The following is a 24,253-nucleotide window of genomic DNA, read 5'->3' as shown; positions in this document are numbered from 1 at the left end:
CTTCAGTGCAGTTCGGAGATCTTGATGCCAGTCGGTCCGAGAATGACGACGAACAGCACCGGGAGGAAGAACAGGATCATCGGCACGGTCAGCTTCGGCGGCAGCGCGGCGGCCTTCTTCTCGGCCTCGTTCATGCGCATGTCGCGGTTCTCCTGCGCCATGACGCGCAGGGAATGGCCGAGCGGGGTGCCGTAACGTTCGGCCTGCTGGAGCGCCAGGCAGACCGACTTGACGCCCTCGAGCCCGGTTCGCCGCGCCAGGTTCTCATAGGCGACCTTGCGATCCTGCAGATAGGACAGCTCGGCCGTGGTCAGGGTGAACTCCTCCGACAGCGCGATCGACTGGCCGACGATTTCGATGGCGACTTTCCGGAACGCCATTTCGACCGACATGCCGGATTCGATACAGATCAGCAGCAGGTCGAGCGCGTCGGGAAAGGCGCGCTTGATCGAGAGCTGGCGCTTGGAGATCGCATTCCTGAGGAACAGCATCGGCGCCTGGAGGCCGAGATAGGCCGCGCCGACGCAGATGCCGATCTTGATCGGCATCGGCTTATCCATGTGTGCGATCAGGAATACGTAGACGACCGAGCCGACGAACAGCACAATCGGGGCCACCATGCGGGCAAACAGGAAGGTGATATAGGGCGCATGGCCTCGATAACCCGCCATGATGAGCTTGTCCCGCGCGGCTTCCTGCGCGAGCCATTTGGTGAGGTTGAAGTCCTCGACCACCCTCGAGACCAGCTGTTTCGGCGTCTGGCGAAGCGTGACCTTCTCGTTCTTGTTGAGACGTTCGCGCTCGCGCTGCCGGATTCGCTCACGTTCGCTCGCCACCGCCTTCATGCGCTTCGATAGACCTTCGCCGGCGAACAGCGGCATCACCAGCGTATAGACTGTCGCGCTGGCGGCGATGGCCGCCAGCAGCATGGTCATGAAGTGGACATCGTGCAGCTTCGTGACGAGGAGGTCGACCATACGGCACCATCAGAAATCGAAATTGATCATCTTCTTCATCACCAGGATGCCGATCGACATCCAGACGACGCAGGCGACCAGCATCAGCTGCCCGGTGGGATGAGTCCACAGCAGCGAGATGTATTGCGGCGTCGAGAGATAAACGAGGAACATGACGATCGGCGGCAGCGAGCCGATGATGCCGGCCGAGGCCTTGGCCTCCATCGACATCGCCTGGATCTTCTCTTTCATCTTCTTGCGGTCGCGCAGCACCTTGGAGAGGTTGCCGAGCGCTTCGGAGAGGTTGCCGCCCGACTTCTGCTGAATCGACACAACGATACCGAAGAAATTGGCTTCCGGCAGCGGCATGCGATCATAGAGCCGCGTGCAGGCCTCGCCGAGCGGCATGCCGATCGCCTGCGTCTCGATAATCTGGAGGAACTCACTGCGCAGCGGCTCCGGCGCGTCGGCGGCGACGACTTTGATCGATTCGAACAGCGGCAGGCCGGCCTTGATGCCGCGGACGATGACATCGACCGCGTCTGGCAATGCCTTCAGGAACTTCGCTTCGCGTCGATTCTTCAGATAACCCAGTGCCCAGCGCGGCAAGCCGAAGCCGCCGGCGAAGGCGAGGCCGGCGGCACCGAGCAGGCCGCCTCCGCCGAGTAGAACGCCTGCGAAAAACGTACCCGCCACCACAGCGGACACGATCCAGAATTTCTGCGGTGTCCAATCGAGGCCTGCCTGTGACAGGCGGACGTTGAGTGGCACGCTCTTTTCCTGCTGGCGCCGCGCCTCGAGATCCTTGAGCGAGGTCTCGACCTGCTCGCGGCGCGATCGCTGGCTCTTTTCGGCCTGCTTGGCCGCAGGCGCGTCGGCGCGCGCGATCGACGCACGGCGGCCTTCCGCCTTCCGCTCACCGGACAGGAGCGGATAGAGGAAGACCCAGGCGATGCCGCCGACGGCGGCGGTGGCGAGGAAGGCGAGGGCGAGGACCTGGATGTTCATGATTGCGCCGATCTCATCATGTCTTCGGCGCGACTTCCGCCGCGTCGAGCGCAGCGGCAAGGCGCTTCTCGTCGCCGTAATAGCGTGCGCGCTCCCAGAACTTGGGGCGGCCGATGCCGGTCGAGCGATGCCGGCCGATGATCTTGCCGTTGGCGTCTTCGCCGACCATGTCGTAGAGGAAGATGTCCTGGGTGATGATGGTGTCACCCTCCATGCCCATCACCTCGGTGATGTGGGTGATGCGGCGCGAGCCGTCGCGCAAGCGCGCCGCCTGCACGATGACGTCGATAGAGGCGCAGATCATCTCGCGAATGGTGCGTGACGGCAGCGAGAAGCCGCCCATCGTGATCATGGATTCGCAGCGCGAAAGGGCTTCGCGCGGATTGTTGGCGTGCAGGGTGCCCATCGAGCCGTCATGGCCCGTGTTCATGGCCTGGAGCAGGTCGAACGCCTCGGGTCCGCGGACCTCGCCGACGATAATGCGTTCGGGGCGCATACGCAGGCAGTTGCGCACCAGCTCGCGCATGGTGACCTGGCCCTCACCCTCGATGTTGGGCGGTCGGGTTTCCAGCCGCACTACGTGGGGCTGCTGGAGCTGGAGCTCGGCGGCGTCCTCGCATGTGATGACGCGTTCGTCGTGCTCGATATAGTTGGTCAGGCAGTTGAGCAGTGTGGTCTTGCCCGAGCCGGTGCCGCCGGAGATCAACACGTTGCAGCGGACGCGGCCGATGATCTGGAGGATCTCGGCGCCCTCAGGCGAGATCGCGCCGAATTTGACGAGCTGATCGAGCGTCAGCTTGTCCTTCCTGAATTTTCGAATGGTGAGCGTGGGCCCGTCAATCGACAGCGGCGGCACGATGGCGTTGACGCGGGAGCCGTCGGCGAGGCGCGCGTCGCAGATCGGCGAGGATTCGTCGACGCGCCGGCCGACCTGGCTGACGATACGCTGGCAGATGTTGAGGAGCTGCTGGTTGTCGCGGAAGCGGATGCCGGTCTTCTGGATCTTGCCGTTGACTTCGATGAAAACGGTGTTGGCGCCGTTGACCATGATGTCGGCGATGTCGTCGCGCGACAGCAGGGGTTCGAGCGGACCGTAGCCGAGAACGTCGTTGCAGATGTCGTCAAGCAGCTCTTCCTGCTCGGCGATCGACATCACGATGTTCTTGATCGCGATGATCTCGTTGACGATGTCGCGGATTTCCTCGCGCGCGGATTCGGAGTCCAGCTTGGCGAGCTGGGCGAGGTCGATGGCCTCGATCAGCGCGCCGAAGATGGTTGCCTTGACCTCGTAATAATTGTCCGAGCGGCGGGATTCCATGGACGGCGCAGGCTTCGCCGGGGCGAGCGGCGGCGAGGCGATGGCCGGCGGAGGCGGCGCGCGCGACACCGCGGGCGCCGGAGCCTGGACAGGCTCTGGCGACACGGCGCCGGGCTTGGGAGCCCGAGTATCGGTGTCTGTTCCGCTACGCTTACCGAACACTTAACAACTCCATGCGGCGGCTTATTTTCCCCGCAACTTGTCAATCAGGGGTGAAAGCAGGGACGACTTTTGCTTCTTCGTCTCGCTGCGGCCGGTCAGGCGCTGGGCGATCTGAAGGAACATCTCGATCGATTTGTGGTTGGCCGATATCTCCGCGATCATCTGGCCGTTGTTGGCCGCGGAGCCGAATATCTGCGGTTCGAACGGGATCGAGACGATCGGCTGGCTCTCGATCGCCTTGGCGAATTCCGCGGCGGCGATTTCGGGCCGCTTCGGGACGCCGACCTGGTTCAGGCAGTAGAGCGGCGGCCGGTCGTTGGGCCGCGAGGCCTTCAGGAGGTCGAACAGGTTCTTGGTGTTGCGCAAATTGGCCAGGTCGGGCGCCGCCACGATCAGGATGTCGTCCGCCCCGATCAGGGCGCGCTTGGTCCAGCCCGACCATTGGTGCGGAACATCGAGCACGATGCAGGGCATGGTGGAGCGCAACGTGTCGAACACGGCGTCAAAGGCGTCGGTGCCGAAATCATATACCCGGTCGAGCGTCGCGGGCGCCGCCAACAGGCTGAGATGATCGGTGCATTTCGACAGCAGGCGGTCAATGAAGGCGGTGTCGACCCGATCCGGCGAGAACACGGCGTCCGCAATACCTTGCGGCGGGTCCTGATTGTAGTCGAGCCCGGCGGTGCCGAAGGCAAGGTCGAGATCGGCAACGACCGCGTCCATCGCGAGATCGCGCGCGATCGCCCAGGCGACGTTGTGGGAGATGGTGGACGCGCCCACGCCGCCCTTGGCGCCGACCACTGCGATGATACGGCCGACTGCCTTGGCTTCCGGGGCCGAGAACAAGTTGCAGATCGAGCGTACGACGTCGATCGCGCCGACTGGCGCGAGCACATAGTCGCTGACGCCGCGGCGCACCAGCTCGCGATAGAGCGTGACGTCGTTGATGCGGCCGATCACGACCACGCGGGTGCCGGCGTCGCAGACCGTGGCGAGATGGTCGAGCCCGCCCAAAAGGTCGTTGCGGCCATCGCTCTCGAGGACGATCACATTCGGCGTAGGAGCCGAGCGGTAGGCTTCGATCGCGGCCGCCATGCCGCCCATCTGGATCTTCAGATGGGCCTTGCCGAGGCGGCGGTCCTCGCCTGCCGACTGCACCGCGGCTGCTGTCTCCACGGTCTCGCAGAAGGCCTGGACCGACACGCGCGGCGCGGGCGCAATATGCTCCTCGACCGGGGAGGCGCATCCGGCTGCTCTTCTTGAGTTTGGCGAGCGTAGCTGATCATTTGCCGGTATCGCTGAGTTTGGCCTTTTCGGCTTCAGGATAGGTGGTCGCCGTCGTCATTCCCTTGCGATACTTCTCGAAGGCCGTGGTGCGACGGGCCGTGTAGGACGGCGTTTCGGGCCGCGGCTGCTCGAGGTCCGACGGATTGTCGACCATCGCAGCCAGGTTGCGCTGCGAGGCGCAGCCGTAATTGTAGTAGTCCTTGTTCTCGAACCAGCTCTTGTTCTTCATCGAGGGGCCGATGTCCTCCGGCCAAAGTCCACAGGGGCCGGCGACCGCGGCGATCTTGGAATAGGTGAGCCGGATCGGTGGCAGGAAACGCTTGTCTTCCGGCTGGTAAGGGCGAACGACGACGCCGCGCGGTGGAACACCCGCCGCCGCCAGCATCGCCTGGATTTCGCGCATCGTGTCTGCGACCGGACGCGCGTTGGGTGTGCCAGATGGCGCGTCGATGCGGATGGCGCCGGTACCCTCGTGCAACCAGGCCGATGCGACGCCCATCACGTCAGCGCGCTGGGCTGCGGTGAGTCCGCCGCGGGCGTGGCCGACGAAGACGACGATCGAGCGGTTCTGCTCCTCGATCGCGATCGGGTGACGCTGCTTGTAGTCGTCGGGAATCGAGGCGGTGGTCACCTCGTCGTGCTTGCAGCCGCCGAGTGCAAGCGCGATACCGACAAGCACGCCACCGAAGCCGATGGCGCGTTTGCGAATCTGGGGTGGTCTTTTGATCATAACTGAGTCCCCGTTCCGCATCAGTCGGTGATGAAGCCGTACGTGCCGCGGTAGTTCCTGGCTGGCTCGGTTCTGCCGGGCACGCCGTAGATGCGGTTGATGTTGCCGATCAGCTCGGCCTGCGGATCTGCGGGTGCGGCGAAGCCGTCATCCGGCCGCGACAGGTCCTTCGGCGCCACCGCGCGAACGACGTAGGGCGTCACGATCACGACCAGCTCGGTGGTGTTGTTGACGAAGTCGCGGCTGCGGAACAGCGTGCCGAGGATCGGAAGCTGCATCAGTCCCGGCAGTCCGCTGACCGCCTGCTTGGTCTGCTGCTGGATCAGTCCGGCCATCGCCATCGCGCCGCCGGAGGGAATCTCCAACGAGGTCTCCGCGCGGCGGGTCTTGATCGAGGGCACCGTCAGCGAGTTCACCGACGTCGAGCTTACGGCCTGAGACAGCGTGATTGCATTCTCGTTCGACAACTCCGAGACCTCGGTCATCACGCGCAGGCTGATCTTGCCCTCGCTCAGCACCACAGGGGTGAAATTGAGCGAGATACCGAACTTCTTGAAGCTGATCTGGGTGGTACAGACATGCGTGACGGGATCGCACGAATAGCCTGCCGGGACCGGGAATTCACCGCCGGCGAGGAATGTCGCCGACTCGCCCGAGATCGCGGTCAGGTTCGGCTCCGCCAGCGTCCGGATCACGCCTGCGGTTTCCATCGCGCGCAGGGTCGCCTGCACCGACGGCGTCGCGCCAAACTTCGTCGTCAGTGAGTTACCATCCACCAGGTTCTTGCCGAGAGCCGTGAAGGGGTTCGAGTTAGTGAAGCTCACCACCGAGGTGCCGTAGTTCAGGTTCGCGGTGAGGTCGATGCCGAGCTGCTTGACCACGGTGCGCGCAACCTCGGCGACCGTGACCTTCAGCATGACCTGGTCGCGGCCGCGGACCACGATCGAATTCACCACCTTGTCGATGCCGCCGGTGAGGCGCACGGCGAGATCGTTGGCCTGCTGTGCTTCCAGCGGATTCGCCGCCGTGCCGGTCAGGACGACGCCGTCGCCGAGCCCGTCGATCTGGATGTCGGAGTTGGGCAGGACCTGCTTCAGCGCGGCCCGAAGGCCGTTGAGGTCGCGCTTGACCGCGATGTCATAAGCCGCGATCTGCTGGCCGGCGGAGTCGAAGAACACGATATTGGTCTGACCGACCGAGGCGCCGATGATGTAGGCGCGCTGCGATGACCGGACCACCGCATTGGCGATCTTGGGATCGGCGACAAGCACGTCCTTGATGTCGCGCGGCAGGTCGATCACGATCGACTTGCCGACACCGAGCGAGAGGAAGCGCGCGTTCATCTGGCCGTCGGCGGCCGCGACCTGCGCAACGGGGCGGTAGTCGGCGGCGACCACCGGGGTGAGAACCGGGTTGAGCGTCAGCGCGAAGACGGCGGAAAACGACAGGGCGCGGACCACGGAGGTCCGCATCGTCGCCAAATCTGCCCCGCATTTCATATCGACAGTCCTCATTGTGCCTTCGCCGTCGAGCTCGGGATTCCGTAGCGAATGATCGAAACGCTATCGCGCTTCCGCGCGGAGTCATCGAGCGTGATCTCGCTCATCTTGACGTCGACGATGCTGCGCAGCGCCAGCGACAGCGTGCCGCTCTGCCGGGCCGCGGATAGCGTCGCGGTCTGGGCGGGATTGAGCTCGAGGGTGACGGTCTTGCCGATCACCGCGTTCTGGCCGTCCTTCTCCTTCGGAGCCTGGTCGATCGCGAGCACGCGGACATTGGCCAGGATGATCTCGGACGTCACGATGTCCTGGGCGGCGGCGCTCTGGTCGGGATTCTTGAGGCGGCGCGTCAAAAGCACGTCGACGCGATCGTTCGGCAGAATGAAGCCGCCGGCGCCGGTCTCCGGCGAGATTTCGGTCGAGATCGCGCGCATGCCGGTCGGCAGGATCGCGGCCATGAAGCCGGAGCCCTCGGCCTTGACCAGCTTCTGGTCGCGGATCGGTTCACCCTGGATGAAGGGGGCGCGCGCAATCGAGCCGGTGACCTGGGTCACGCCCTCGGGACGCTCGTTGCGGCGGATGAAGGTGGCGCTGGCGGTCGCAGCCGGCCAAGTCTGCCATTGCACGTCTTCCGGCTTCACGGTCTGGCCGAGGCCGATGTCGTTCTTGGCCACCAGGACGTCGACGGTCGGAAGCTGCGCGACCGGAGCCGCCGGTGGCGGCGCAGTGTCCGAGCCGCTCGCCAGGTACGCGGCGACACCGCCGGCGCAGATGGCGACCGTCAGGACGACAATGCGTGCCCTATTCATACGCTTCACTTTCCAACAAAACGCCGCGACGCTGCCGCCGCCGTAATCGGCAGTTGACCAGCTATTCGTCAAAGCATGGTTAATGAGGCGTATCTAAATCGCCTTAACGCCGGGTTTACCCGGTGTGTTCAGCGCAGTGCGAGATGGGCGAGGTCGATCGCCTTCACCCATTCGGTCTCCGGGTAGACCGTCAGCGCGCCAAGCGTGAGCGCGATGCCATACGGAATCCCGCTCTCCTTGGCGTGCAGCCGTGCAAGCCAGGCCTGGCCCGCCAGTCCGTAAGGCAGCGGCCATTGCCGGAACTGGAGCAGGAGCAGCGTCAGCGCTCCGCCGAACAGCGAAGCGTAGAGCAGGAAATCCATCAATTGTGCGAAGCCGAACCACAGCGCAACGGAAGCCGCGATCTTGGCGTCCCCGCCGCCCATCCAGCCCATCGCAAAGCAGGTGAAGGCCACGGCCAGGAGCAACGCGCCGGCGCCAACATGGGTCAGCATCTCGTAAGGTGCCATGCCACCGGCAAGAGCGAGCACGAAGAAGCCGGCGACCAGCGCCAGCGACACGCGGTTCGAGATGGTCATCGTGAAGAGATCGCTGGCAGCGGCGAATGCCATCAAGGCCGGGAAGAGCAGAAGGCGCGCAAGGTCGAGGATCATGGGCTGCGTCTTGAGCCTGGGTTCGTCGCGGGATCGAAGCGTCGCCGCATGCTAGCCGGCAGTGCTAAACAAACCGAAAACGGAAGCAGTAGCTTTGAGTCCGGGAAGCCGCCGATGGCCCGCTCACCACACGCTGGCAATGCGCAAAGCGATGGCGGCCATCGCAACCAGCAGCGCGAGGCAAACCCAATAGGCCGGCGTCTCGGTCGACGCCGTCTCCCTGGCCGCAACCGCGGCATCGGTTCTGTACTTGCGCAACGCCACTGGAACTCGCCGTACTCGAAAAAACAAAGGCCCCGGAGATCCGGGGCTTTTGCCATCGTCGGTCGGTCGCTTACTTCAGCGAGGAGCTGATCGAGCCGAACTTGGTGTTCAGCGAGGTGCCGAGATTGTTGACGACCGTGATGATGGCCAGCGCGATGCCGGCGGCGATCAGGCCGTATTCGATGGCGGTGGCGCCGGATTCATCCTTCGCGAAACGTGCAATCATGTTCTTCATGAACTAAACTCCATCGGGGTTGGATCGCCTCGTTCGGCGCTGTGATTGACGCGATGACCATGTGAGCCGAGCTCTTTCGGTACAGTTAATTCGATCCCGCAAACGGGCTTCCTGCCCGATGCTTTTGCCCAGAGTGAATTTCGCCTTAAGGCGGATGTTGAATTTCGTTCCGGTTCCAAATGCAGCGCAATCGTGGCCGACTTCACCCTCCCTTAAATCTCGCGGAGTAGGCCTAGGCAGGATCCGGATTCCGAAGAGAGGCGACGATGTCGAGCTTACCCATGCAGGTCGCCCTGATGCTCGGCGAGACCATCGAGAAGGTGATCCCCGTTACCTTCGTGCTTGCGGCGGTCTTCACCGTGCTCGAGCATTTCTGGGCGTGCAATCCCGGCGCGCCGTGGTGGCGCAAGCGCGAGATCATCACCGATATCTGCTACTGGTTCTTCGTTCCGGTGTTCGCCCGCACCATGCGGATCGGCCTCCTGATCGTCGGTGCCGGCGCCGTCTTCAATATCCACGATGCCGACGAACTCATCGCCTTCTACGACAATGGCCATGGCCCGCTGGCGCAATTGCCACTGTGGCTGCAGGGCATCCTGTTCGTGGTGCTGTCTGATTTCATGCTGTACTGGCTGCATCGGCTGTTCCACGGCGGCGGATTCTGGAAGTACCACGCCATCCATCATTCGTCGGAAGAGATCGGATGGATCTCCGCAGCCCGTTTCCATCCCGTCAATCTCATGCTCGGGACGATCAGCGTCGACGTCGTGTTGCTGATGGCCGGCGTTTCACCCAACGTCATGATCTGGGTCGGCCCGTTCACCACCTTCCATTCGGCCTTCGTGCACGCCAACCTGAACTGGACCTTTGGGCCGTTCAAATATGTGCTGGCGACGCCGGTGTTCCACCGCTGGCACCACACCGGGCTCGAAGTGGGCGGCGACACCAATTTCGCCGGGACGTTCCCGATCTGGGATGTGCTGTTCGGTACCTTCCGGATGCCGGTGGGCGAACTGCCGAAAGACTACGGCAAGGACGAAGCGACCATGCCGAAGGAGATCGCCGGCCAGCTCGCCTATCCGTTCCGCCAGTAGCCGGCCTCCCGAGGCGGCAAAACGCCAGTCCGTTCAAACAATAGTCGGCGAGTTTGCGGAACGTTCACGAATTAAGGGCAGGTTAGCCGGGTCGGGCACCGGCTCCGCTGTATCTGTCGCTTTTGCCGGTTTGTGACGTCCCGGGGGTAAGAGTATGCGTAAAGAATTGCTGCGCCGCCATGCGCGCGTCTGTCTTCTGATTGCCGCCGCGGTGCTGGCATCGCCGGCTGCCGGCCTTGCTGAGCCCACTGCCGACACCATCGCCGTCAATGTCGACCAGGCCAAGCTGGTCCGGCTCCCCGGCAAGGTGGCGACCATCGTGGTCGGCAATCCCCTCATCGCGGATGTCACGCTCCAGCCTGGCGGCATGATCGTCGTGACCGGGAAGGGCTATGGGGCCACCAACTTCATCGCGCTCGACCGGGGCGGCGAGATCCTGGTCGACCGCCAGATCCAGGTCGAAGGTCCGAGCGATCGCCTCGTCACGGTCTATCGCGGGATCGAGCGCGAGTCCTATAGCTGCATGCCGGTCTGCCAGCGCCGCGTGACGCTGGGTGACAGCGACACCTACTTCAATAACACGATGAGCCAGGCCGGTTCGCTGAGCAGCAGTGCCAGCGGCGGTGCCGGCGCGGGTGCCAAAGCCAACTAGACCAAGCAGGGCCAGTTAGCGGGTTGGCCCGGGCAGGATCGTCTGATCCTGCAAGCGCGCAGGTTTCCTTTGGACATGAAAAAGACCGTGCGTTTTGCACGGCCTTTTCCTTTGGCTTGTTCGCCAGAACCGCTACGGGCCGAAGGCCCGCAGGCTCAACCTGCGGCGCGGAGGTTGTCCGCTGCCGACTTGCCGGAACGGCGGTCGGCCACGATCTCGTAGGAGATCTTCTGGCCTTCGCGCAGCGAGCCGAGGCCGGCGCGCTCGACGGCGCTGATGTGTACGAAAACGTCCTGGCCGCCGTCGTCGGGCTGGATGAAGCCGAAGCCCTTGGTCGCGTTAAACCACTTCACGGTTCCCATGCTCATGGGGTAGTCCCTTCTCAGATCACACAATGTCAAAGCCCGCTCGCGCGGGCAGGTTAGATCGAATTTTTGGAAGGGTCGTCAGCGTGTCTGAACCGGCTGTACCGGTGGATGCTAATGTCGTCCGGCCGAAAATCGATTAGCTCATTTTATTGGATTTAGAGCCCCAAAACAATCCTGACGTGCACGATTTTTGATCCGCCGTGCGCGCACGGCGGATCACAGAATACAGGCCGGAATTTTAGTTCCGTGCTCCCGCGCGGACGGGCCGTTTTAGCGGCGACGGAACTGGCCACCGCGCTGCCCGGGACGGGGAGGTCCGCCCACCCCACTGGGACGCTCGTCCTTGTGACGGAAAATCAGTCGGCCCTTCTCGAGGTCATAGGGCGACATCTCCACGGTCACGCGGTCACCCGCCAGCGTCTTGATGCGGTTCTTCTTCATCTTGCCGGCGGTGTAAGCAACGATCTCGTGTCCGGCGTCGAGTTGCACGCGGTAGCGCGCGTCGGGGAGGATTTCGGTGACCAGTCCTTCGAACTGGATCAGCTCTTCCTTAGCCATGAATATCTCCAGGTCGTGGACGGCTAGTGCGATTGGGGTTTGCGGTTCGGTTGGCCAGTCGGCCGACTCTCACGGCGCAAAAAGGCCACGCCTTGTATCCCATCAGGCGCCCCAGCGCTATGCGCGGAACGCTGTTCGGAACGGTCGGTTTGCGAGGAATGCATCTTGCCACCGGGGCGGCGGCGAGATCCCTTCGAAGCCTTCGGAGCACTGCCGGGCCGTCCATCAGCATGCCGAGCTTCACCGGGCCGTCCGTCGCCCTGCTTACCGGCGCCATGGCGCCGTCCGTCGGCATGTCGTTCGTCGGTACGACGTCCGTCACCATGACGTCCTTCACCATGCCTTGCGCCTTGCGGACGCTGGCCCGGGCGGCCGCTTGGCCGGCCCTGTCGTTGCTGCGCCGGGGGCGGACCCGCGTCGCGGCGGCCGGCGTCGGTGCGGAGATCCTCACGCGGCAGTGCGACCTTGATCAGCCGTTCGATGTCGCGGAGATAGGCAAGCTCCTCGCCACCTGCGACCAGAGAGATCGCGGTGCCTTCGGCGCCGGCGCGTGCGGTGCGGCCGATGCGGTGCACATAGGTCTCGGGCACATTGGGCAGGTCGAAATTGATGACGTGGGTGATGCCGTCGACGTCGATGCCGCGGGCGGCAATGTCGGTGGCGACCAGGGTGCGGATATCGCCTGAGCGGAACAGGGCGAGCGTGCGCTCGCGATGGTTCTGCGACTTGTTGCCGTGGATGGCGCTGGCGGGAATGCCGGCCTTCTCGAGCGTCTTCACGACCTTGTCGGCGCCGTGCTTGGTGCGGGTAAAGACCAGCGCGCGGTTCACCGGCTCCTGCTTCAACAGCTGGGCCAGGAACGCCGGCTTGGCGGAGAAGTCGACCTGGATAATGCGCTGCTGGATCCGCTCCACAGTCGATGAGACCGGAGTGACCGCGACGCGGGCGGGGTCACGCAGCATGGCGTCGGCGAGCTCGGCGATGTCCTTCGGCATGGTGGCCGAGAAGAACAGCGTCTGCCGCTTGATCGGCAGCTTGGCGACGATTTTGCGGATGTCGTTGATGAAGCCCATGTCGAGCATACGGTCAGCTTCGTCGAGCACCAGGAATTCGACGCTTGAAAGCTTCAGTCCGTTGCTCTGCACGAGGTCGAGCAGGCGACCGGGCGTGGCGACCAGCACGTCGACGCCCTGCATCAGGGAGCGGACCTGGCGGCCCATCGGCACGCCGCCGATGGCGAGCGTCGAGGACAGGCGGATGTGACGGCCATAGGCGTTGAAGCTGTCGAGGATCTGGCCTGACAGCTCGCGGGTCGGCGAGAGCACCAGGACGCGGCAGGTCTTGGGCTGCGGCTTGATTCGGTTCTCGAGCAGGCGGTGCAGGATCGGCAGCGCGAAGGACGCGGTCTTGCCGGTTCCGGTCTGGGCGATGCCAACGACGTCCCGGCCGGTCAACGCCGTGGGAATGGTCTGGGCCTGGATGGGGGTGGGGGTGACGTATTTCTCTTCGGCGAGAGCACGTGCGATGGGTTCGGCGAGGCCGAAGTCCTGAAACGAATTCAAAAGAGGGGCTCTTTCCATGTCAAAAGCGGGCAGCCGGCGCATTCAGCGCGGCGCGCGCAAAAGGGTGTCGAGAAGACACCTGCGTGTTTGGGGTGTCGGATGGCTTGGGAGATATGGGGCAAGCCAGACGCCCGGAGGGGCTTAAGAACACGCGGCTCGCAACGACCCCCTGATTCGAAAGAGGTCTCGTAAGTTCATATGGAACATCGAGGAGGCGCTTTCAAGGCGCGTCTGCGCCAAAGGGTGATTGCAGTGCAAAATTAATTATGCCGGAAAATTAGACATAGACAGTCTTTTGCTTAAGGAATAGGCCGACTGCCGCATTGGCATACATTTTATTAGTCTAATTTTTGGGCAGTTGGCTCGTGGCGAAAGTTGGATGGCGGTAAAATTATCTATTCTGACCAATAGGTTGGCATGTGGTTAGCCCATGGCATGGTTCTTGCGATTCCGTTAATCGCAGGCGGCCTTGGGGCCGTTTCGCAGCGTCTTTTTCACGTCTGCGTCAGGGAGATGATACAATCATGCTTACCAAATCCACTCACGATATAGCGGCTTCATTTAGCCGCCGCGGTCTTCTCGCCGCGACAGCCGGACTGATGCTTGGTCTGGCTTCCATTTCCGGTGCAAAAGCCGCGGACGACACCATCAAGGTCGGTGTCCTTCACTCTCTCTCCGGCACCATGGCCATCAGCGAAACCACGCTGAAGGACACCATCCTCTTCCTGATCGACGAGCAGAACAAGAAGGGCGGCGTGCTCGGCAAGAAACTTGAAGCCGTTGTCGTCGACCCCGCTTCGAACTGGCCGCTGTTCGCCGAAAAGGCCCGCGAGCTGATCACCAAGGACAAGGTCGCGGTCGTGTTCGGCTGCTGGACCTCGGTGTCGCGCAAGTCGGTGCTCCCGGTATTCAAGGAGCTGAACAACATCCTGTTCTACCCCGTGCAGTACGAGGGCGAAGAGTCCGAGCGTAACGTGTTCTACACGGGTGCTGCGCCGAACCAGCAGGCGATCCCCGCCGTCGACTATCTGATGAAGGACGAGAAGGTGAAGCGCTGGGTGCTCGCGGGCACCGACTACGTCTATCCGCGCACCACCAACAAGATCCTGGAAGCCTATCTGAAGTCGAAGGGTGTCGCCCAGGAAGACATCATGATCAACTACACGCCGTTCGGTCATTCCGACTGGCAGACGATCGTGGCCGACATCAAGAAGTTCGGCTCGGCCGGCAAGAAGACCGCGGTGGTTTCGACCATCAATGGCGACGCCAACGTTCCCTTCTACAAGGAGCTCGGCAACCAGGGCATCAAGGCGAAGGACATCCCGGTCGTGGCGTTCTCGGTGGGTGAGGAAGAGCTCGCCGGCATCGACACCAAGCCGCTGCTCGGCCATCTGGCCGCCTGGAACTACTTTCAGTCGATCAAGTCGCCGGAAAACGAGAAGTTCATCAAGGCGTGGCAGGCCTACACCAAGAATCCGAAGCGCGTGACCAACGATCCGATGGAAGCGCACGTGATCGGCTTCGACATGTGGGTCAAGGCGGTCGAGAAGGTCAAGTCGACCGATCCCGACAAGGTCATCGACGCTCTCCCGGGCATCGAAGCCAAGAACCTGACCGGCGGCGTCTCCAAGATGCTCCCGAACCACCACATCACCAAGCCGGTGTTCATCGGCGAGATCAAGGCGAACGGACAGTTCGACGTGGTCTGGAAGACCCCGGGCCTCGTCGCGGGCGACGCCTGGTCGAAGGAGCTCGATGGCTCCAAAGACCTGATCGGCGATTGGGTCGGCAAGAAGTGCGGCAACTTCAACACCAAGACCAACAAGTGCCTCGGTTCGGGCTCCTGATCCGAATCTGACGCTCACTGCACGACCGGAGAAGGCGGCGATCCCGCCGCCTTCTCCACCATTTTCTGCCGGGGTCATTCACAGTGCCAGCCAATTTGCCCGCCCGTCTCGGTACGCTCCTGCTCTCGTTATTTTTGATTGCGTTCGCACTGCCGGCCTTCGCGGGTCCATTCGAGGATGCGGTCGCCAAGTTCGCGAACGATGATTATTCCGACACGGATGAGGCGATCGGCGTGGTCGCGAGCAGCGGCAATCCGCTGGCCTTCCCCATCATCAGCGCGCTCCAGGATGGCCGGCTCATGGCCGATCCCGACAGCAAGAAGGTTTACGTCACCGGCGCCGACGGCAAGTCGATCGACGCCGCGACCGGCCAGCCGGTCGCCAGCGTTCCCGACAGCGCGAGCGCCGTCCGCCTCAACAACCGCCTGCGCCGCAGCGTCGATGCTGCGATCGGCAGCCTGACGCTCCAGTCTCCGGACATCGGGACGCGCCTTCAGGCCGCGCAATCCGTCTTCAAGTCGCACGAGGAGACCGCACTTGAGGCGGTCGACGGCGCGCTCGCCAAGGAGACCAACAAATCCGTCAAGGCCGCGCTCGGCGACGCCCGTGCGGCGATCCTGCTGTTCAAGCCGGACGCCACCGAGGTCGAGAAGCTCGAAGCGGTCGCCACGCTCAAGGCGCGCGGCGACCAGGAGGCGATGGCCCTGCTCACCGGCATGGGCGACCAGCCGGCCTCAGTGGCGAAGGCTGCCGCGAGCGCGATCGGCTCGATCCAGAGCTCGCTCGCGGTCTGGTCCACGGTTCAGAATGCCTGGTACGGCCTCTCGCTCGGCTCCGTGCTGCTGCTCGCCGCGATCGGGCTCGCCATCACCTTCGGTGTCATGGGCGTCATCAACATGGCGCATGGCGAGATGGTGATGATCGGCGCCTACACTACTTTCGTGGTGCAGGAGGTGATCCGCACCCGCTATCCAGGCCTGTTCGACTATTCGCTGCTGATCGCCGTGCCGCTCGCCTTTCTCGTCGCCGGTGCGCTCGGTGTCGTGATCGAGCGCAGCATCATCCGCTTCCTCTACGGTCGTCCGCTGGAAACGCTGCTCGCGACCTGGGGCCTGTCGCTGGTGCTCCAGCAGGCGGTGCGCACCATGTTCGGTCCGACAAATCGCGAGGTCGGCAACCCCTCCTGGATGAGCGGCGCGTTCGAGCTCGGCCAGATCACCATCACCTATAACCGGCTCTGGATCCTCGTCTTCACGCTCGCGGTGTTCGCGATCCTGCTCGCGATGCTGCGCTATACCGCGCTTGGCCTCGAGATGCGCGCGGTGACGCAGAACCGGCGCATGGCGGCGTCGATGGGCATCGCCACCTCGCGCGTCGACGCGCTCACCTTCGGTCTCGGCTCGGGCATTGCCGGCATCGCCGGCGTCGCGCTGTCGCAGATCGACAATGTCAGCCCCAATCTCGGCCAGAGCTACATCATCGACAGCTTCATGGTCGTGGTGTTCGGCGGCGTCGGCAATCTCTGGGGCACGCTGGTCGGCGCCTTCACGCTCGGCATCGCCAACAAGTTCCTGGAGCCGGTCGCCGGCGCCGTGCTCGGCAAGATCGCGATTCTGGTTCTCATCATCCTGTTCATTCAAAAGCGCCCGCGCGGACTGTTCGCGCTCAAGGGCCGTGCGGTGGAAGCATGACCCCTCACATGCTGACGCGATCGCTGGACCGCGGCGCGACGATCTTCCTTGCTGTCGTTGCCGGCTGCGGAATCCTGATCCCGCTGTCCAACCTGCTGTTGCCCGAAGGCTCCTTCCTGCAGGTTCCGACCTATCTCGTGGCACTCTGGGGCAAGTATGTCTGCTACGCGATCCTGGCGCTCTCGATCGATCTGATCTGGGGCTATTGCGGCATCCTCTCGCTCGGCCACGGCGCCTTCTTCGCGCTCGGCGGCTACGCGATGGGCATGTACCTGATGCGGCAGATCGGCACCCGCGGCGTCTACGGCAATCCGATCCTGCCTGACTTCATGGTGTTCCTGAACTATTCGAAGCTGCCCTGGTACTGGTACGGCTTCGACATGTTCTGGTTTGCCGCGCTGATGGTGCTGGTCGTGCCCGGCCTGCTTGCCTTCTGCTTCGGCTGGCTCGCCTTCCGCTCCCGCGTCACCGGCGTCTATCTGTCGATCATCACGCAGGCGATGACCTATGCGCTGCTGCTCGCCTTCTTCCGCAACGATTTCGGCTTCGGCGGCAACAACGGCCTGACCGACTTCAAGGACATCCTGGGCTTCAACGTCCAGGCCGAAGGCACGCGCGCGGCGCTGTTCGCGCTGAGCTGTCTGGCGCTGATCGTCGCGTTCCTGATCTGCCGCTCCGTCGTGTCCTCCAAGCTCGGCAAGGTGCTGATCGCAATCCGCGACGCGGAATCGCGCAGCCGGTTTCTTGGTTATCGCGTCGAATCCTACAAGCTGTTCGTGTTCACTCTGTCGGCCTGCATGGCCGGTGTCGCCGGCGCGCTCTACGTGCCGCAGGTCGGCATTATCAATCCATCCGAATTCGCACCGGGCAATTCGATCGAGGCGGTGATATGGGTGGCTGTCGGCGGCCGGGGCACCCTGATCGGCGCGGCGCTCGGCGCCGTCGTCGTCAACTACGCCAAGACGTTCTTCACCTCGGGTATGCTGGCGCCCTACTGGCTCTTCATGCTGGGCGCGCTGTTCATCCTGGTGACGCTGCTGCTGCCAAAGGGCATCATCGGCACTTTCAATGCCTGGTGGGACCAGTCGAAGGAGAAACGGGCGGCCGCCGCGACGGCGAGCGCCGCGGCCGAAGACGGCGTCACCGAACCCAAGATGGCGGAGTAGCGGTCATGAACGTCATGGACACCCGCGCGACCTCCGCGATGCTCTATCTCGACGGCGTGCACGTCTCGTTCGACGGCTTCCACGCCATCAACAACCTGTCGCTGACGCTCGAGCCCGGCGAGATGCGCGCCATCATCGGTCCGAACGGCGCCGGCAAGACCACGATGATGGACATCATCACCGGCAAGACCAAGCCGGACGAGGGCACGGTGCTGTTCGACGGCGTCACCGACCTGACGCGGCTCGACGAGACCCGCATCGCCGAACTCGGCATCGGCCGCAAATTCCAGAAGCCGACGGTATTCGAGAGCCAGACCGTGCAGGACAACCTCCTGCTCGCGCTCAACGTCGATCACAGCGTCAAGGGCACGCTGTTCTGGCGCGGCAGCAAGGCCGAGGCCGAGAGTATCGACAAGGTGCTGGAGACGATCCGCCTCACCGACGCCCGCAACCGCCTCGCCGGCAGCCTCAGCCACGGCCAGAAGCAGTGGCTCGAGATCGGCATGCTGCTCGCGCAGGACCCGAAGCTCCTGCTGGTCGACGAGCCTGTCGCCGGCATGACCGACGTCGAGACGCATCTCACCGCCGAGCTGCTGAAAGAGATCAACAAGACTCACACGGTGATGGTGGTCGAGCACGACATGACGTTCGTGCGCGAGCTCGGGGTCAAGGTCACCTGCCTGCACGAAGGCACCGTGCTTGCGGAAGGTACCATCGACCAGGTCTCGTCCAACGAGCGGGTCATCGAAGTGTATTTGGGACGCTGAGCAATGCTTGAGGTCAAGGACATCAACCTGTTCTACGGCGCGGCGCAGGCGCTGCGCGGCGTCTCGATCGCGGCCGAGCCCGGCAAGGTCACCTGCGTGCTCGGGCGCAACGGCGTCGGCAAGACCTCACTGCTCCGCGCCATGGTCGGGCAGTATCCGATTTCCTCGGGTGCGATCGTTCTCGACGGCAACGACATCACCGCCCTGAAGCCCTATGAGCGGGCGCGCAAGGGCATCGGCTTCGTGCCGCAGGGCCGCGAGATCTTTCCGCTGCTGACGGTCGAGGAGAACCTCAAGACCGGCTTTGGGCCGCTCAAGCGCGAGGACAGGCACATTCCGGACGACGTGTTCTCGCTGTTTCCGGTGCTGCAATCCATGCTCGGCCGTCGCGGCGGCGACCTCTCCGGCGGCCAGCAGCAGCAACTCGCGATCGGGCGTGCGCTGGTGATGCGGCCAAAGCTGCTGCTGCTCGACGAGCCCACCGAAGGCATCCAGCCCTCGATCATCAAGGACATCGGCCGCGCCATTTCGTATCTGCGCAACCTCGGCAGCATCGCCATCGTGCTGGTCGAACAATATCTCGACTTTGCCTGCGAACTCGGCGACAGTTTCGCGGTGATGGATCGCGGCGCGGTAAAATTCACCTGCGACCGGTCCAATCTCGACCCGGCCGAAATCAGCCGCCAGATGGCGCTGTAAGTGATTCCGACGCGGCCGGCTGGGGAGGCGGATGCGGAACGACCTGTCAGTCACATCAGGAGTTTTCGAAGCCAATCGCGCCCGTGGCGCTGTGCGCTTCGACGTCCACGCGCGCGATGGCGTGACGCGGCGCGGCGTCCTGCATGAATCCGGCTCCCTGCGCGTGCGTTTTCCGTCGCCGGAAGGAGAGGGACTCTCCGGCGTGTTCGTCAATACGGCTGGCGGCGTTGCCGGCGGCGACAGTTTCGATGTCGACATCACAGCGGCTGAAGGCTCGCGGCTGACATTGACCACGGCGGCGGCCGAGAAGGTCTATCGAGCGCCCGGGAGCGCGGCACAGCTCGGTATCTCCTTGAAGGTCGGCGCGGGCGCGCATCTCGGCTGGCTGCCGCAGGAGACGATTCTATTCGATCGCGCCCGGGTTCATCGCCGCTTCGATATCGCGCTCGATGACGCCGCTTCGCTCCTGCTCTGCGAGATCGTCGTGTTCGGCCGCACCGCCATGGGCGAGCGGATGGAGCAGGGCGAGTTCGTCGACCGCTGGCGGCTCTCCCGCGGCGGCAAGCTGGTGTTCGCCGAGACTGTCGGAGCTCGAGGGCAATATCGGTGCGAAACTTGGACGATCGGCGGTGGCCGATGGCGGTGCCGCGATCGGTACGGCGCTGATCGTTCCCGGCGACGAGGCGTTGGTCGAGCGCATCCGCGAAGCGTCGGAATCCTTCTCCGGCGAAGTCGGGATATCCGCCTGGAATGGCTTTGCAATGGCGCGGTTCTGTGCCCAAGATGCGGCGCGCCTGCGCGCCGACATGATGGCCGTGCTGGCGCGCACCGGTGCGGCGCTGCCGCGGCTGTGGCTGAATTGACCGGCTGAATTGAAGTGTTGAACGGAAGAGATTTCGCATGAACCTGTCTCCCCGCGAAAAGGACAAGCTTCTGATTTCGATGGCCGCCATCGTGGCCCGTCGCCGGCTGGATCGCGGCGTCAAGCTCAACCATCCGGAGGCGATCGCGATCATTTCCGATTTCATCCTCGAAGGCGCGCGCGACGGACGCACCGTCGCCGAACTGATGCAATCGGGCGCGCAGGTTCTCACCCGCGACCAGGTGATGCCGGGCATCCCCGAGATGATCCACGACATCCAGGTCGAGGCGACGTTTCCGGACGGCACCAAACTCGTCACCGTGCACGAACCGATCAGGTAGGAGCGAGAGCATGATCCCCGGCGAACTCTTCATCAAGGACGGCGAGATCGAGCTCAACGCCGGCCGCAAGACCGTGACCTTGACGGTGGCCAACACCGGCGACCGTCCGATCCAGGTCGGCTCGCACTACCATTTCTTCGAGACCAACCCGGCGCTGAAATTCGACCGCAAGAAGTCCCGCGGCATGCGCCTCGACATCGCCGCCGGCACCGCCGTCCGCTTCGAGCCCGGCCAGACCCGCGACGTCCAGCTCGTCGCGGTGGCGGGGAAGAAGACCATCTATGGTTTCCGTGGCGACGTGATGGGGAAGCTGTGAATTAAGTCGAGGCGAGCGCCGTGATCCACAGTGAGGTGAGCACGCCGGTCGGGCTCCCTCCCCCTTGCGGGGGAGGGTTGGGGAGAGGGGTATGCCGCACGACGAGGTCCCTCGGTTGCAAAGAACCCGCGCGAAGCGATTGCGACGCGAGATGACTCGCGCGGAAACGTTGTTGTGGCGCCATCTGAAGGCAGATTGGCTCGCGGGCCTAGCCTTTCGCCGTCAGACTCCCATGGGTCCCTATATCGCGGACTTCATTGCCCACTCATGCAAGCTTGTCGTTGAACTCGATGGCGAGAGCCACACTTTCGAAGAACGTCTCCACCACGATGAACGACGAGACCAATGGTTCGTATCGCGCGGATATCGCGTGATTCGTTTCGCCAATGATGACGTGATGAAAAATCTCGAGGGCGTTGTTCTTTCCATTCTCAAGGCCGCGGAGCAAGCGGCACCCCTCTCCCTAACCCTCCCCGCAAGGGGGAGGGAACCCTTCCGCCAGTGCGTCCCTTACTTCCGATGCCGACACATCGGAGGAGCCATGATGCTTCGTCAGGTGAGCACATTCGTCAGGCTTCCTCCCCCTTGCGGGGGAGGGTTGGGGAGAGGGGTAAGCCACGAACTCCGACGCAAGTCATCTTGCGAGGCCGTATCGTTCGGGGGTGTTGTCATCGGGGAGTGCTGTGATCGTCATGCTCCCCGCCGTTCGCCTCATTTCCGAAGCCGCCGAGCTGGCCGCGCGCCGGCACAACGGCATGGCGCGCAAGGGGCGGGGGAACGAGCCTTACATCAACCATCTCGCGGAGGTGGCGCGCCTTCTGGCGACGGCGACCGATGGAGCTGATGCTGAGCTCGTGGCGGCCGGCTGGCTGCATGACGCCATCGAGGACACCGAGACCACGCGCGAGGAGCTTGCGGAAAAATTCTCGGATCGCGTCGCTTCCCTGGTCGTTGAGTGCACCGACGACCTGAGCCTGCCGAAGGCCGAGCGGCGCCGGCGGCAGGTGGTCGATGCGCCGAAGAAATCGGCGAGCGCCAGGCTGATCAAGATCGCCGACAAGATCAGCAATATCGGCGCGCGCGTTCATTCCGATCCGACAGCCGAGGAGTGCGACGACCTCGTTGACTACACGGGCTGGGCCGAGCAAGTGGTCGCCGGCTGCCGTGGCGACAATCCATGGCTCGATAAGACATTCGACAACATGGCGCGAACGGCGAGGGCTTCGCTGTGAGTGCTGATCAGAAATTCAAAATCAAACGGGGCTTGTGATGTCCGTGAAGATCAAACGTTCCGTCTATGCCGACATGTTCGGCCCGACCACCGGCGACAGGGTGCGGCTGGCCGATACCGATCTCATCATCGAGGTCGAGAAGGATTTTACCACCTATGGTGAAGAGGTAAAGTTCGGCGGCGGCAAGGTGATCCGCGACGGCATGGGGCAGTCGCAGGTCACCAACAAGCAAGGCGCGGCCGATACCGTCATCACCAATGCGCTGATCGTCGATCACTGGGGCATCGTGAAGGCCGATGTCGCCATCAAGGACGGCATGATTTCGGCCATCGGCAAGGCCGGCAATCCCGACATCCAGCCGGGCGTCACCATCATCATTGGCCCCGGCACCGACGTGATCGCGGGCGAAGGCAAGATCCTCACCGCCGGCGGCTTCGACAGCCATATCCATTTCATCTGCCCGCAGCAGATCGAGCACGCGCTGATGAGCGGCGTCACCTCGATGCTCGGGGGCGGCACCGGCCCGTCGCATGGCACCTTCGCCACCACCTGCACGCCGGGGCCGTGGCACATCGGGCGGATGATCCAGTCGTTCGACGCTTTCCCGGTCAATCTCGGCATCTCCGGCAAGGGCAACGCCTCGCGGCCCGCCGCGCTGGTCGAGATGATCAAGGCCGGCGCCTGCGCGCTGAAGCTGCATGAGGACTGGGGCACGACGCCGGCTGCGATCGACAACTGCCTGTCGGTGGCCGACGATTACGACATCCAGGTCATGATCCACACCGACACGCTGAACGAGTCCGGCTTCGTCGAGGATACGATCAAGGCCTTCAAGGGCCGCACCATCCACGCCTTTCACACCGAAGGCGCCGGCGGCGGTCATGCCCCTGATATCATCAAGGTCGCAGGGCTCAAGAACGTGCTGCCGTCCTCGACCAATCCGACCCGCCCATTCACGCGCAACACGATCGACGAGCATCTCGACATGCTGATGGTGTGCCACCATCTCGATCCCTCGATCCCGGAGGACCTGGCGTTCGCCGAGAGCCGCATTCGCAAGGAGACGATTGCGGCCGAGGACATCCTGCACGATCTCGGTGCGCTCTCGATGATGTCGTCGGATTCCCAGGCCATGGGCCGCCTCGGCGAGGTCATCATCCGGACCTGGCAGACCGCCGACAAGATGAAGAAGCAGCGTGGATCGTTGCCGCAGGACAAGGGCAGGGACAACGACAACTTCCGTGTCAAGCGTTACATCGCCAAATACACCATCAACCCGGCGATCGCGCACGGCGTGTCGAAGCTGATCGGCTCGGTGGAGAAGGGCAAGCTCGCCGATCTCGTGCTGTGGTCGCCGGCGTTCTTCGGCGTCAAGCCGGACTGCATCGTCAAGGGTGGTATGATCGTGGCGGCCCCGATGGGCGATCCCAACGCTTCGATCCCGACGCCGCAGCCGGTGCACTACCAGCCGATGTTCGGCGCTTTCGGGAAGGCGCGGACGGCGTCTTCGGTGGTGTTCACCTCGAAGGCCGCGATCACCGGCGGGCTAGCGCGCAAGCTCGGCATCGACAAGAAGCTCTATGCGGTCCAGAACACCCGCGGCAGGATCTCCAAGAAGAGCATGATCCACAACGACGCCACGCCCAATATCGAGGTCGATCCGGAGACCTATGAGGTCCGCGCCGACGGTGAATTGCTCACCTGCGCGCCGGCCGAGGTGCTGCCGATGGCGCAGCGATATTTCATGTACTGAAATAGCGCCTGGACGCATGTCCGCGGTGCAGATCCGGACGGATTTTCCGGTTTTGCGTTCGATCCCGGCTGGTCTAAGGTCCGGCCGCTATCGTAACCCAGAAGAAAAGCCGGGAGGATTCTCGTGATCTACGTCGTTGCCACCCTGACCATCAAGCCCGAGACGCGCGCCGAATTCATCGCAGCCGCCACCGCCTGCATCAAGGAGACGCGGAAAGAACCCGGCAATATCGCCTATGACCTGCATGAGAGCGTCACAGATCCGGCCAAGATGGTGTTCGTCGAGCAGTGGGAGAATGCCGAGGCACTGGTGCCGCATCGTGGCATGGAGCACATGAAGACCTTCGGCCGCGTCGCGGTGAAGTGCTTTACGGCGCCGCCGAAGATCGAAGTGATCACGCCTGAAAAGGTCGAAGTCCGTTAAA

At 63.5% G+C, this 24,253-nt stretch carries 25 protein-coding genes and 2 pseudogenes; 14 read left to right on the top strand and 13 right to left on the bottom strand.

Features of this window, described 5'->3' with window-relative positions; translation table 11 throughout:
- Window positions 1–2: 2 nt before the first annotated feature.
- From ACQ86E_RS10040 to ACQ86E_RS09995, 10 genes and pseudogenes are all read right to left on the bottom strand, one after another.
- The gene (locus tag ACQ86E_RS10040; protein ID WP_431205244.1) at window positions 3–977 is read right to left on the bottom strand and encodes a type II secretion system F family protein; all 975 of its coding nucleotides are present in this window, start codon (window positions 975–977) and stop codon (window positions 3–5) included.
- 9 nt (window positions 978–986) lie between these two features.
- Window positions 987–1,964 carry a type II secretion system F family protein gene (locus tag ACQ86E_RS10035; RefSeq protein WP_431205243.1) on the bottom strand — a complete coding sequence of 326 codons (978 nt, stop codon included), beginning with the start codon at window positions 1,962–1,964 and terminating at the stop codon, window positions 987–989.
- A 16-nt stretch (window positions 1,965–1,980) separates the two neighbouring features.
- Window positions 1,981–3,444: a CpaF family protein gene (locus ACQ86E_RS10030; protein WP_431205242.1), complete on the bottom strand. Its 1,464-nt coding sequence runs from the start codon at window positions 3,442–3,444 to the stop codon at window positions 1,981–1,983.
- 21 nt (window positions 3,445–3,465) lie between these two features.
- Window positions 3,466–4,730 (bottom strand): annotated as a pseudogene (locus tag ACQ86E_RS10025) (AAA family ATPase).
- Window positions 4,727–5,461, bottom strand: a complete 735-nt coding sequence (locus tag ACQ86E_RS10020; RefSeq protein ID WP_431205241.1) for a CpaD family pilus assembly protein — start codon at window positions 5,459–5,461, stop codon at window positions 4,727–4,729. The pseudogene ACQ86E_RS10025 and the gene ACQ86E_RS10020 overlap by 4 nt, the downstream one beginning before the upstream one ends.
- 20 nt (window positions 5,462–5,481) lie before the next feature.
- Window positions 5,482–6,960 (bottom strand): type II and III secretion system protein family protein, encoded by a 1,479-nt coding sequence (locus ACQ86E_RS10015; RefSeq protein ID WP_431206441.1) that lies wholly within the window; start codon window positions 6,958–6,960, stop codon window positions 5,482–5,484.
- Window positions 6,961–6,971: 11 nt separating this feature from the next.
- Window positions 6,972–7,769 (bottom strand): Flp pilus assembly protein CpaB, encoded by a 798-nt coding sequence (gene cpaB, locus ACQ86E_RS10010; RefSeq protein ID WP_014439629.1) that lies wholly within the window; start codon window positions 7,767–7,769, stop codon window positions 6,972–6,974.
- A 128-nt stretch (window positions 7,770–7,897) separates the two neighbouring features.
- A complete protein-coding gene (locus ACQ86E_RS10005) occupies window positions 7,898–8,422 on the bottom strand; it encodes an A24 family peptidase (protein ID WP_143841879.1) in 525 nt (174 codons plus the stop codon).
- A 123-nt stretch (window positions 8,423–8,545) separates the two neighbouring features.
- The gene (locus ACQ86E_RS10000) at window positions 8,546–8,680 is read right to left on the bottom strand and encodes a hypothetical protein (protein WP_431206662.1); all 135 of its coding nucleotides are present in this window, start codon (window positions 8,678–8,680) and stop codon (window positions 8,546–8,548) included.
- Between the two features lie 76 nt (window positions 8,681–8,756).
- On the bottom strand, window positions 8,757–8,921 hold the full coding sequence (locus ACQ86E_RS09995; protein WP_431205240.1) for a Flp family type IVb pilin: 165 nt from the start codon (window positions 8,919–8,921) through the stop codon (window positions 8,757–8,759).
- 266 nt (window positions 8,922–9,187) lie between these two features.
- On the opposite strand from ACQ86E_RS09995, the gene ACQ86E_RS09990 reads away from it, so the two are divergent.
- Window positions 9,188–10,015 carry a sterol desaturase family protein gene (locus ACQ86E_RS09990; protein WP_431205239.1) on the top strand — a complete coding sequence of 276 codons (828 nt, stop codon included), beginning with the start codon at window positions 9,188–9,190 and terminating at the stop codon, window positions 10,013–10,015.
- 154 nt (window positions 10,016–10,169) lie between these two features.
- Window positions 10,170–10,667 (top strand): pilus assembly protein N-terminal domain-containing protein, encoded by a 498-nt coding sequence (locus tag ACQ86E_RS09985; RefSeq protein WP_431205238.1) that lies wholly within the window; start codon window positions 10,170–10,172, stop codon window positions 10,665–10,667.
- A gap of 155 nt (window positions 10,668–10,822) precedes the next feature.
- Here the strand turns inward: ACQ86E_RS09985 and ACQ86E_RS09980 are convergent, their stop codons facing one another.
- From ACQ86E_RS09980 to ACQ86E_RS09970, 3 genes are all read right to left on the bottom strand, one after another.
- Entirely contained in the window at window positions 10,823–11,035 is a 213-nt protein-coding gene (locus tag ACQ86E_RS09980) for a cold-shock protein (protein ID WP_014439634.1), read from the bottom strand.
- A gap of 270 nt (window positions 11,036–11,305) precedes the next feature.
- On the bottom strand, window positions 11,306–11,593 hold the full coding sequence (gene infA, locus ACQ86E_RS09975; protein WP_008131890.1) for a translation initiation factor IF-1: 288 nt from the start codon (window positions 11,591–11,593) through the stop codon (window positions 11,306–11,308).
- A 23-nt stretch (window positions 11,594–11,616) separates the two neighbouring features.
- Window positions 11,617–13,197, bottom strand: coding sequence for a DEAD/DEAH box helicase (locus tag ACQ86E_RS09970; protein ID WP_431205237.1), 1,581 nt, complete (start codon window positions 13,195–13,197; stop codon window positions 11,617–11,619).
- Between the two features lie 557 nt (window positions 13,198–13,754).
- Here ACQ86E_RS09970 and urtA point away from each other — a divergent pair.
- The 12 genes and pseudogenes from urtA (at window position 13,755) to ACQ86E_RS09910 (ending at window position 24,252) form a co-directional block, all read left to right on the top strand.
- Complete coding sequence (urtA, locus tag ACQ86E_RS09965; protein WP_431205236.1) at window positions 13,755–15,002, top strand: urea ABC transporter substrate-binding protein; 1,248 nt, start codon at window positions 13,755–13,757, stop codon at window positions 15,000–15,002.
- Between the two features lie 83 nt (window positions 15,003–15,085).
- Entirely contained in the window at window positions 15,086–16,693 is a 1,608-nt protein-coding gene (gene urtB / locus ACQ86E_RS09960) for an urea ABC transporter permease subunit UrtB (protein ID WP_431205235.1), read from the top strand.
- Complete coding sequence (gene urtC / locus ACQ86E_RS09955) at window positions 16,690–17,859, top strand: urea ABC transporter permease subunit UrtC (protein ID WP_431205234.1); 1,170 nt, start codon at window positions 16,690–16,692, stop codon at window positions 17,857–17,859. The genes urtB and urtC overlap by 4 nt, the downstream gene beginning before the upstream one ends.
- Window positions 17,860–17,864: 5 nt before the next feature.
- Window positions 17,865–18,626, top strand: coding sequence for an urea ABC transporter ATP-binding protein UrtD (gene urtD, locus ACQ86E_RS09950; RefSeq protein ID WP_431205233.1), 762 nt, complete (start codon window positions 17,865–17,867; stop codon window positions 18,624–18,626).
- A gap of 3 nt (window positions 18,627–18,629) precedes the next feature.
- On the top strand, window positions 18,630–19,325 hold the full coding sequence (gene urtE / locus ACQ86E_RS09945; RefSeq protein WP_431205232.1) for an urea ABC transporter ATP-binding subunit UrtE: 696 nt from the start codon (window positions 18,630–18,632) through the stop codon (window positions 19,323–19,325).
- 31 nt (window positions 19,326–19,356) lie between these two features.
- Window positions 19,357–20,188 (top strand): annotated as a pseudogene (locus ACQ86E_RS09940) (urease accessory protein UreD).
- A 37-nt stretch (window positions 20,189–20,225) separates the two neighbouring features.
- Window positions 20,226–20,528, top strand: coding sequence for an urease subunit gamma (locus ACQ86E_RS09935; protein ID WP_007605424.1), 303 nt, complete (start codon window positions 20,226–20,228; stop codon window positions 20,526–20,528).
- A gap of 10 nt (window positions 20,529–20,538) precedes the next feature.
- Window positions 20,539–20,844, top strand: a complete 306-nt coding sequence (locus ACQ86E_RS09930; RefSeq protein WP_431205231.1) for an urease subunit beta — start codon at window positions 20,539–20,541, stop codon at window positions 20,842–20,844.
- 91 nt (window positions 20,845–20,935) lie between these two features.
- Window positions 20,936–21,688, top strand: coding sequence for an endonuclease domain-containing protein (locus ACQ86E_RS09925; RefSeq protein WP_431205230.1), 753 nt, complete (start codon window positions 20,936–20,938; stop codon window positions 21,686–21,688).
- Window positions 21,576–22,076 (top strand): HD domain-containing protein, encoded by a 501-nt coding sequence (locus tag ACQ86E_RS09920; RefSeq protein WP_431206440.1) that lies wholly within the window; start codon window positions 21,576–21,578, stop codon window positions 22,074–22,076. Before ACQ86E_RS09925 ends, ACQ86E_RS09920 begins: the two co-directional genes overlap by 113 nt.
- Window positions 22,077–22,113: 37 nt before the next feature.
- Entirely contained in the window at window positions 22,114–23,829 is a 1,716-nt protein-coding gene (gene ureC, locus ACQ86E_RS09915; protein ID WP_431205229.1) for an urease subunit alpha, read from the top strand.
- 123 nt (window positions 23,830–23,952) lie between these two features.
- Window positions 23,953–24,252, top strand: coding sequence for a putative quinol monooxygenase (locus ACQ86E_RS09910; protein WP_431205228.1), 300 nt, complete (start codon window positions 23,953–23,955; stop codon window positions 24,250–24,252).
- The last annotated feature ends 1 nt before the right edge of the window (window position 24,253 follow it).

Source organism: Bradyrhizobium betae (assembly GCF_050632175.1).
GTDB lineage: Bacteria > Pseudomonadota > Alphaproteobacteria > Rhizobiales > Xanthobacteraceae > Bradyrhizobium > Bradyrhizobium betae_B.
The sequence above is the reverse complement of the archived record's forward strand: the minus strand, read 5'-3'. Positions and strand labels throughout refer to the sequence as shown.

Coding starts and splice junctions, on each gene's coding strand:
- ACQ86E_RS10040 (WP_431205244.1), bottom strand. CDS start 977: ATGGTCGACCTCCTCGTCACGAAGCTGCACGATGTCCACTTCATGACC.
- ACQ86E_RS10035 (WP_431205243.1), bottom strand. CDS start 1,964: ATGAACATCCAGGTCCTCGCCCTCGCCTTCCTCGCCACCGCCGCCGTC.
- ACQ86E_RS10020 (WP_431205241.1), bottom strand. CDS start 5,461: ATGATCAAAAGACCACCCCAGATTCGCAAACGCGCCATCGGCTTCGGT.
- ACQ86E_RS10015 (WP_431206441.1), bottom strand. CDS start 6,960: ATGAAATGCGGGGCAGATTTGGCGACGATGCGGACCTCCGTGGTCCGC.
- cpaB (WP_014439629.1), bottom strand. CDS start 7,769: ATGAATAGGGCACGCATTGTCGTCCTGACGGTCGCCATCTGCGCCGGC.
- ACQ86E_RS10005 (WP_143841879.1), bottom strand. CDS start 8,422: ATGATCCTCGACCTTGCGCGCCTTCTGCTCTTCCCGGCCTTGATGGCA.
- ACQ86E_RS09995 (WP_431205240.1), bottom strand. CDS start 8,921: ATGAAGAACATGATTGCACGTTTCGCGAAGGATGAATCCGGCGCCACC.
- ACQ86E_RS09990 (WP_431205239.1), top strand. CDS start 9,188: ATGTCGAGCTTACCCATGCAGGTCGCCCTGATGCTCGGCGAGACCATC.
- ACQ86E_RS09985 (WP_431205238.1), top strand. CDS start 10,170: ATGCGTAAAGAATTGCTGCGCCGCCATGCGCGCGTCTGTCTTCTGATT.
- ACQ86E_RS09980 (WP_014439634.1), bottom strand. CDS start 11,035: ATGAGCATGGGAACCGTGAAGTGGTTTAACGCGACCAAGGGCTTCGGC.
- infA (WP_008131890.1), bottom strand. CDS start 11,593: ATGGCTAAGGAAGAGCTGATCCAGTTCGAAGGACTGGTCACCGAAATC.
- ACQ86E_RS09970 (WP_431205237.1), bottom strand. CDS start 13,197: ATGCGCCGGCTGCCCGCTTTTGACATGGAAAGAGCCCCTCTTTTGAAT.
- urtA (WP_431205236.1), top strand. CDS start 13,755: ATGCTTGGTCTGGCTTCCATTTCCGGTGCAAAAGCCGCGGACGACACC.
- urtC (WP_431205234.1), top strand. CDS start 16,690: ATGACCCCTCACATGCTGACGCGATCGCTGGACCGCGGCGCGACGATC.
- urtD (WP_431205233.1), top strand. CDS start 17,865: ATGAACGTCATGGACACCCGCGCGACCTCCGCGATGCTCTATCTCGAC.
- urtE (WP_431205232.1), top strand. CDS start 18,630: ATGCTTGAGGTCAAGGACATCAACCTGTTCTACGGCGCGGCGCAGGCG.
- ACQ86E_RS09935 (WP_007605424.1), top strand. CDS start 20,226: ATGAACCTGTCTCCCCGCGAAAAGGACAAGCTTCTGATTTCGATGGCC.
- ACQ86E_RS09930 (WP_431205231.1), top strand. CDS start 20,539: ATGATCCCCGGCGAACTCTTCATCAAGGACGGCGAGATCGAGCTCAAC.
- ACQ86E_RS09925 (WP_431205230.1), top strand. CDS start 20,936: ATGCCGCACGACGAGGTCCCTCGGTTGCAAAGAACCCGCGCGAAGCGA.
- ureC (WP_431205229.1), top strand. CDS start 22,114: ATGTCCGTGAAGATCAAACGTTCCGTCTATGCCGACATGTTCGGCCCG.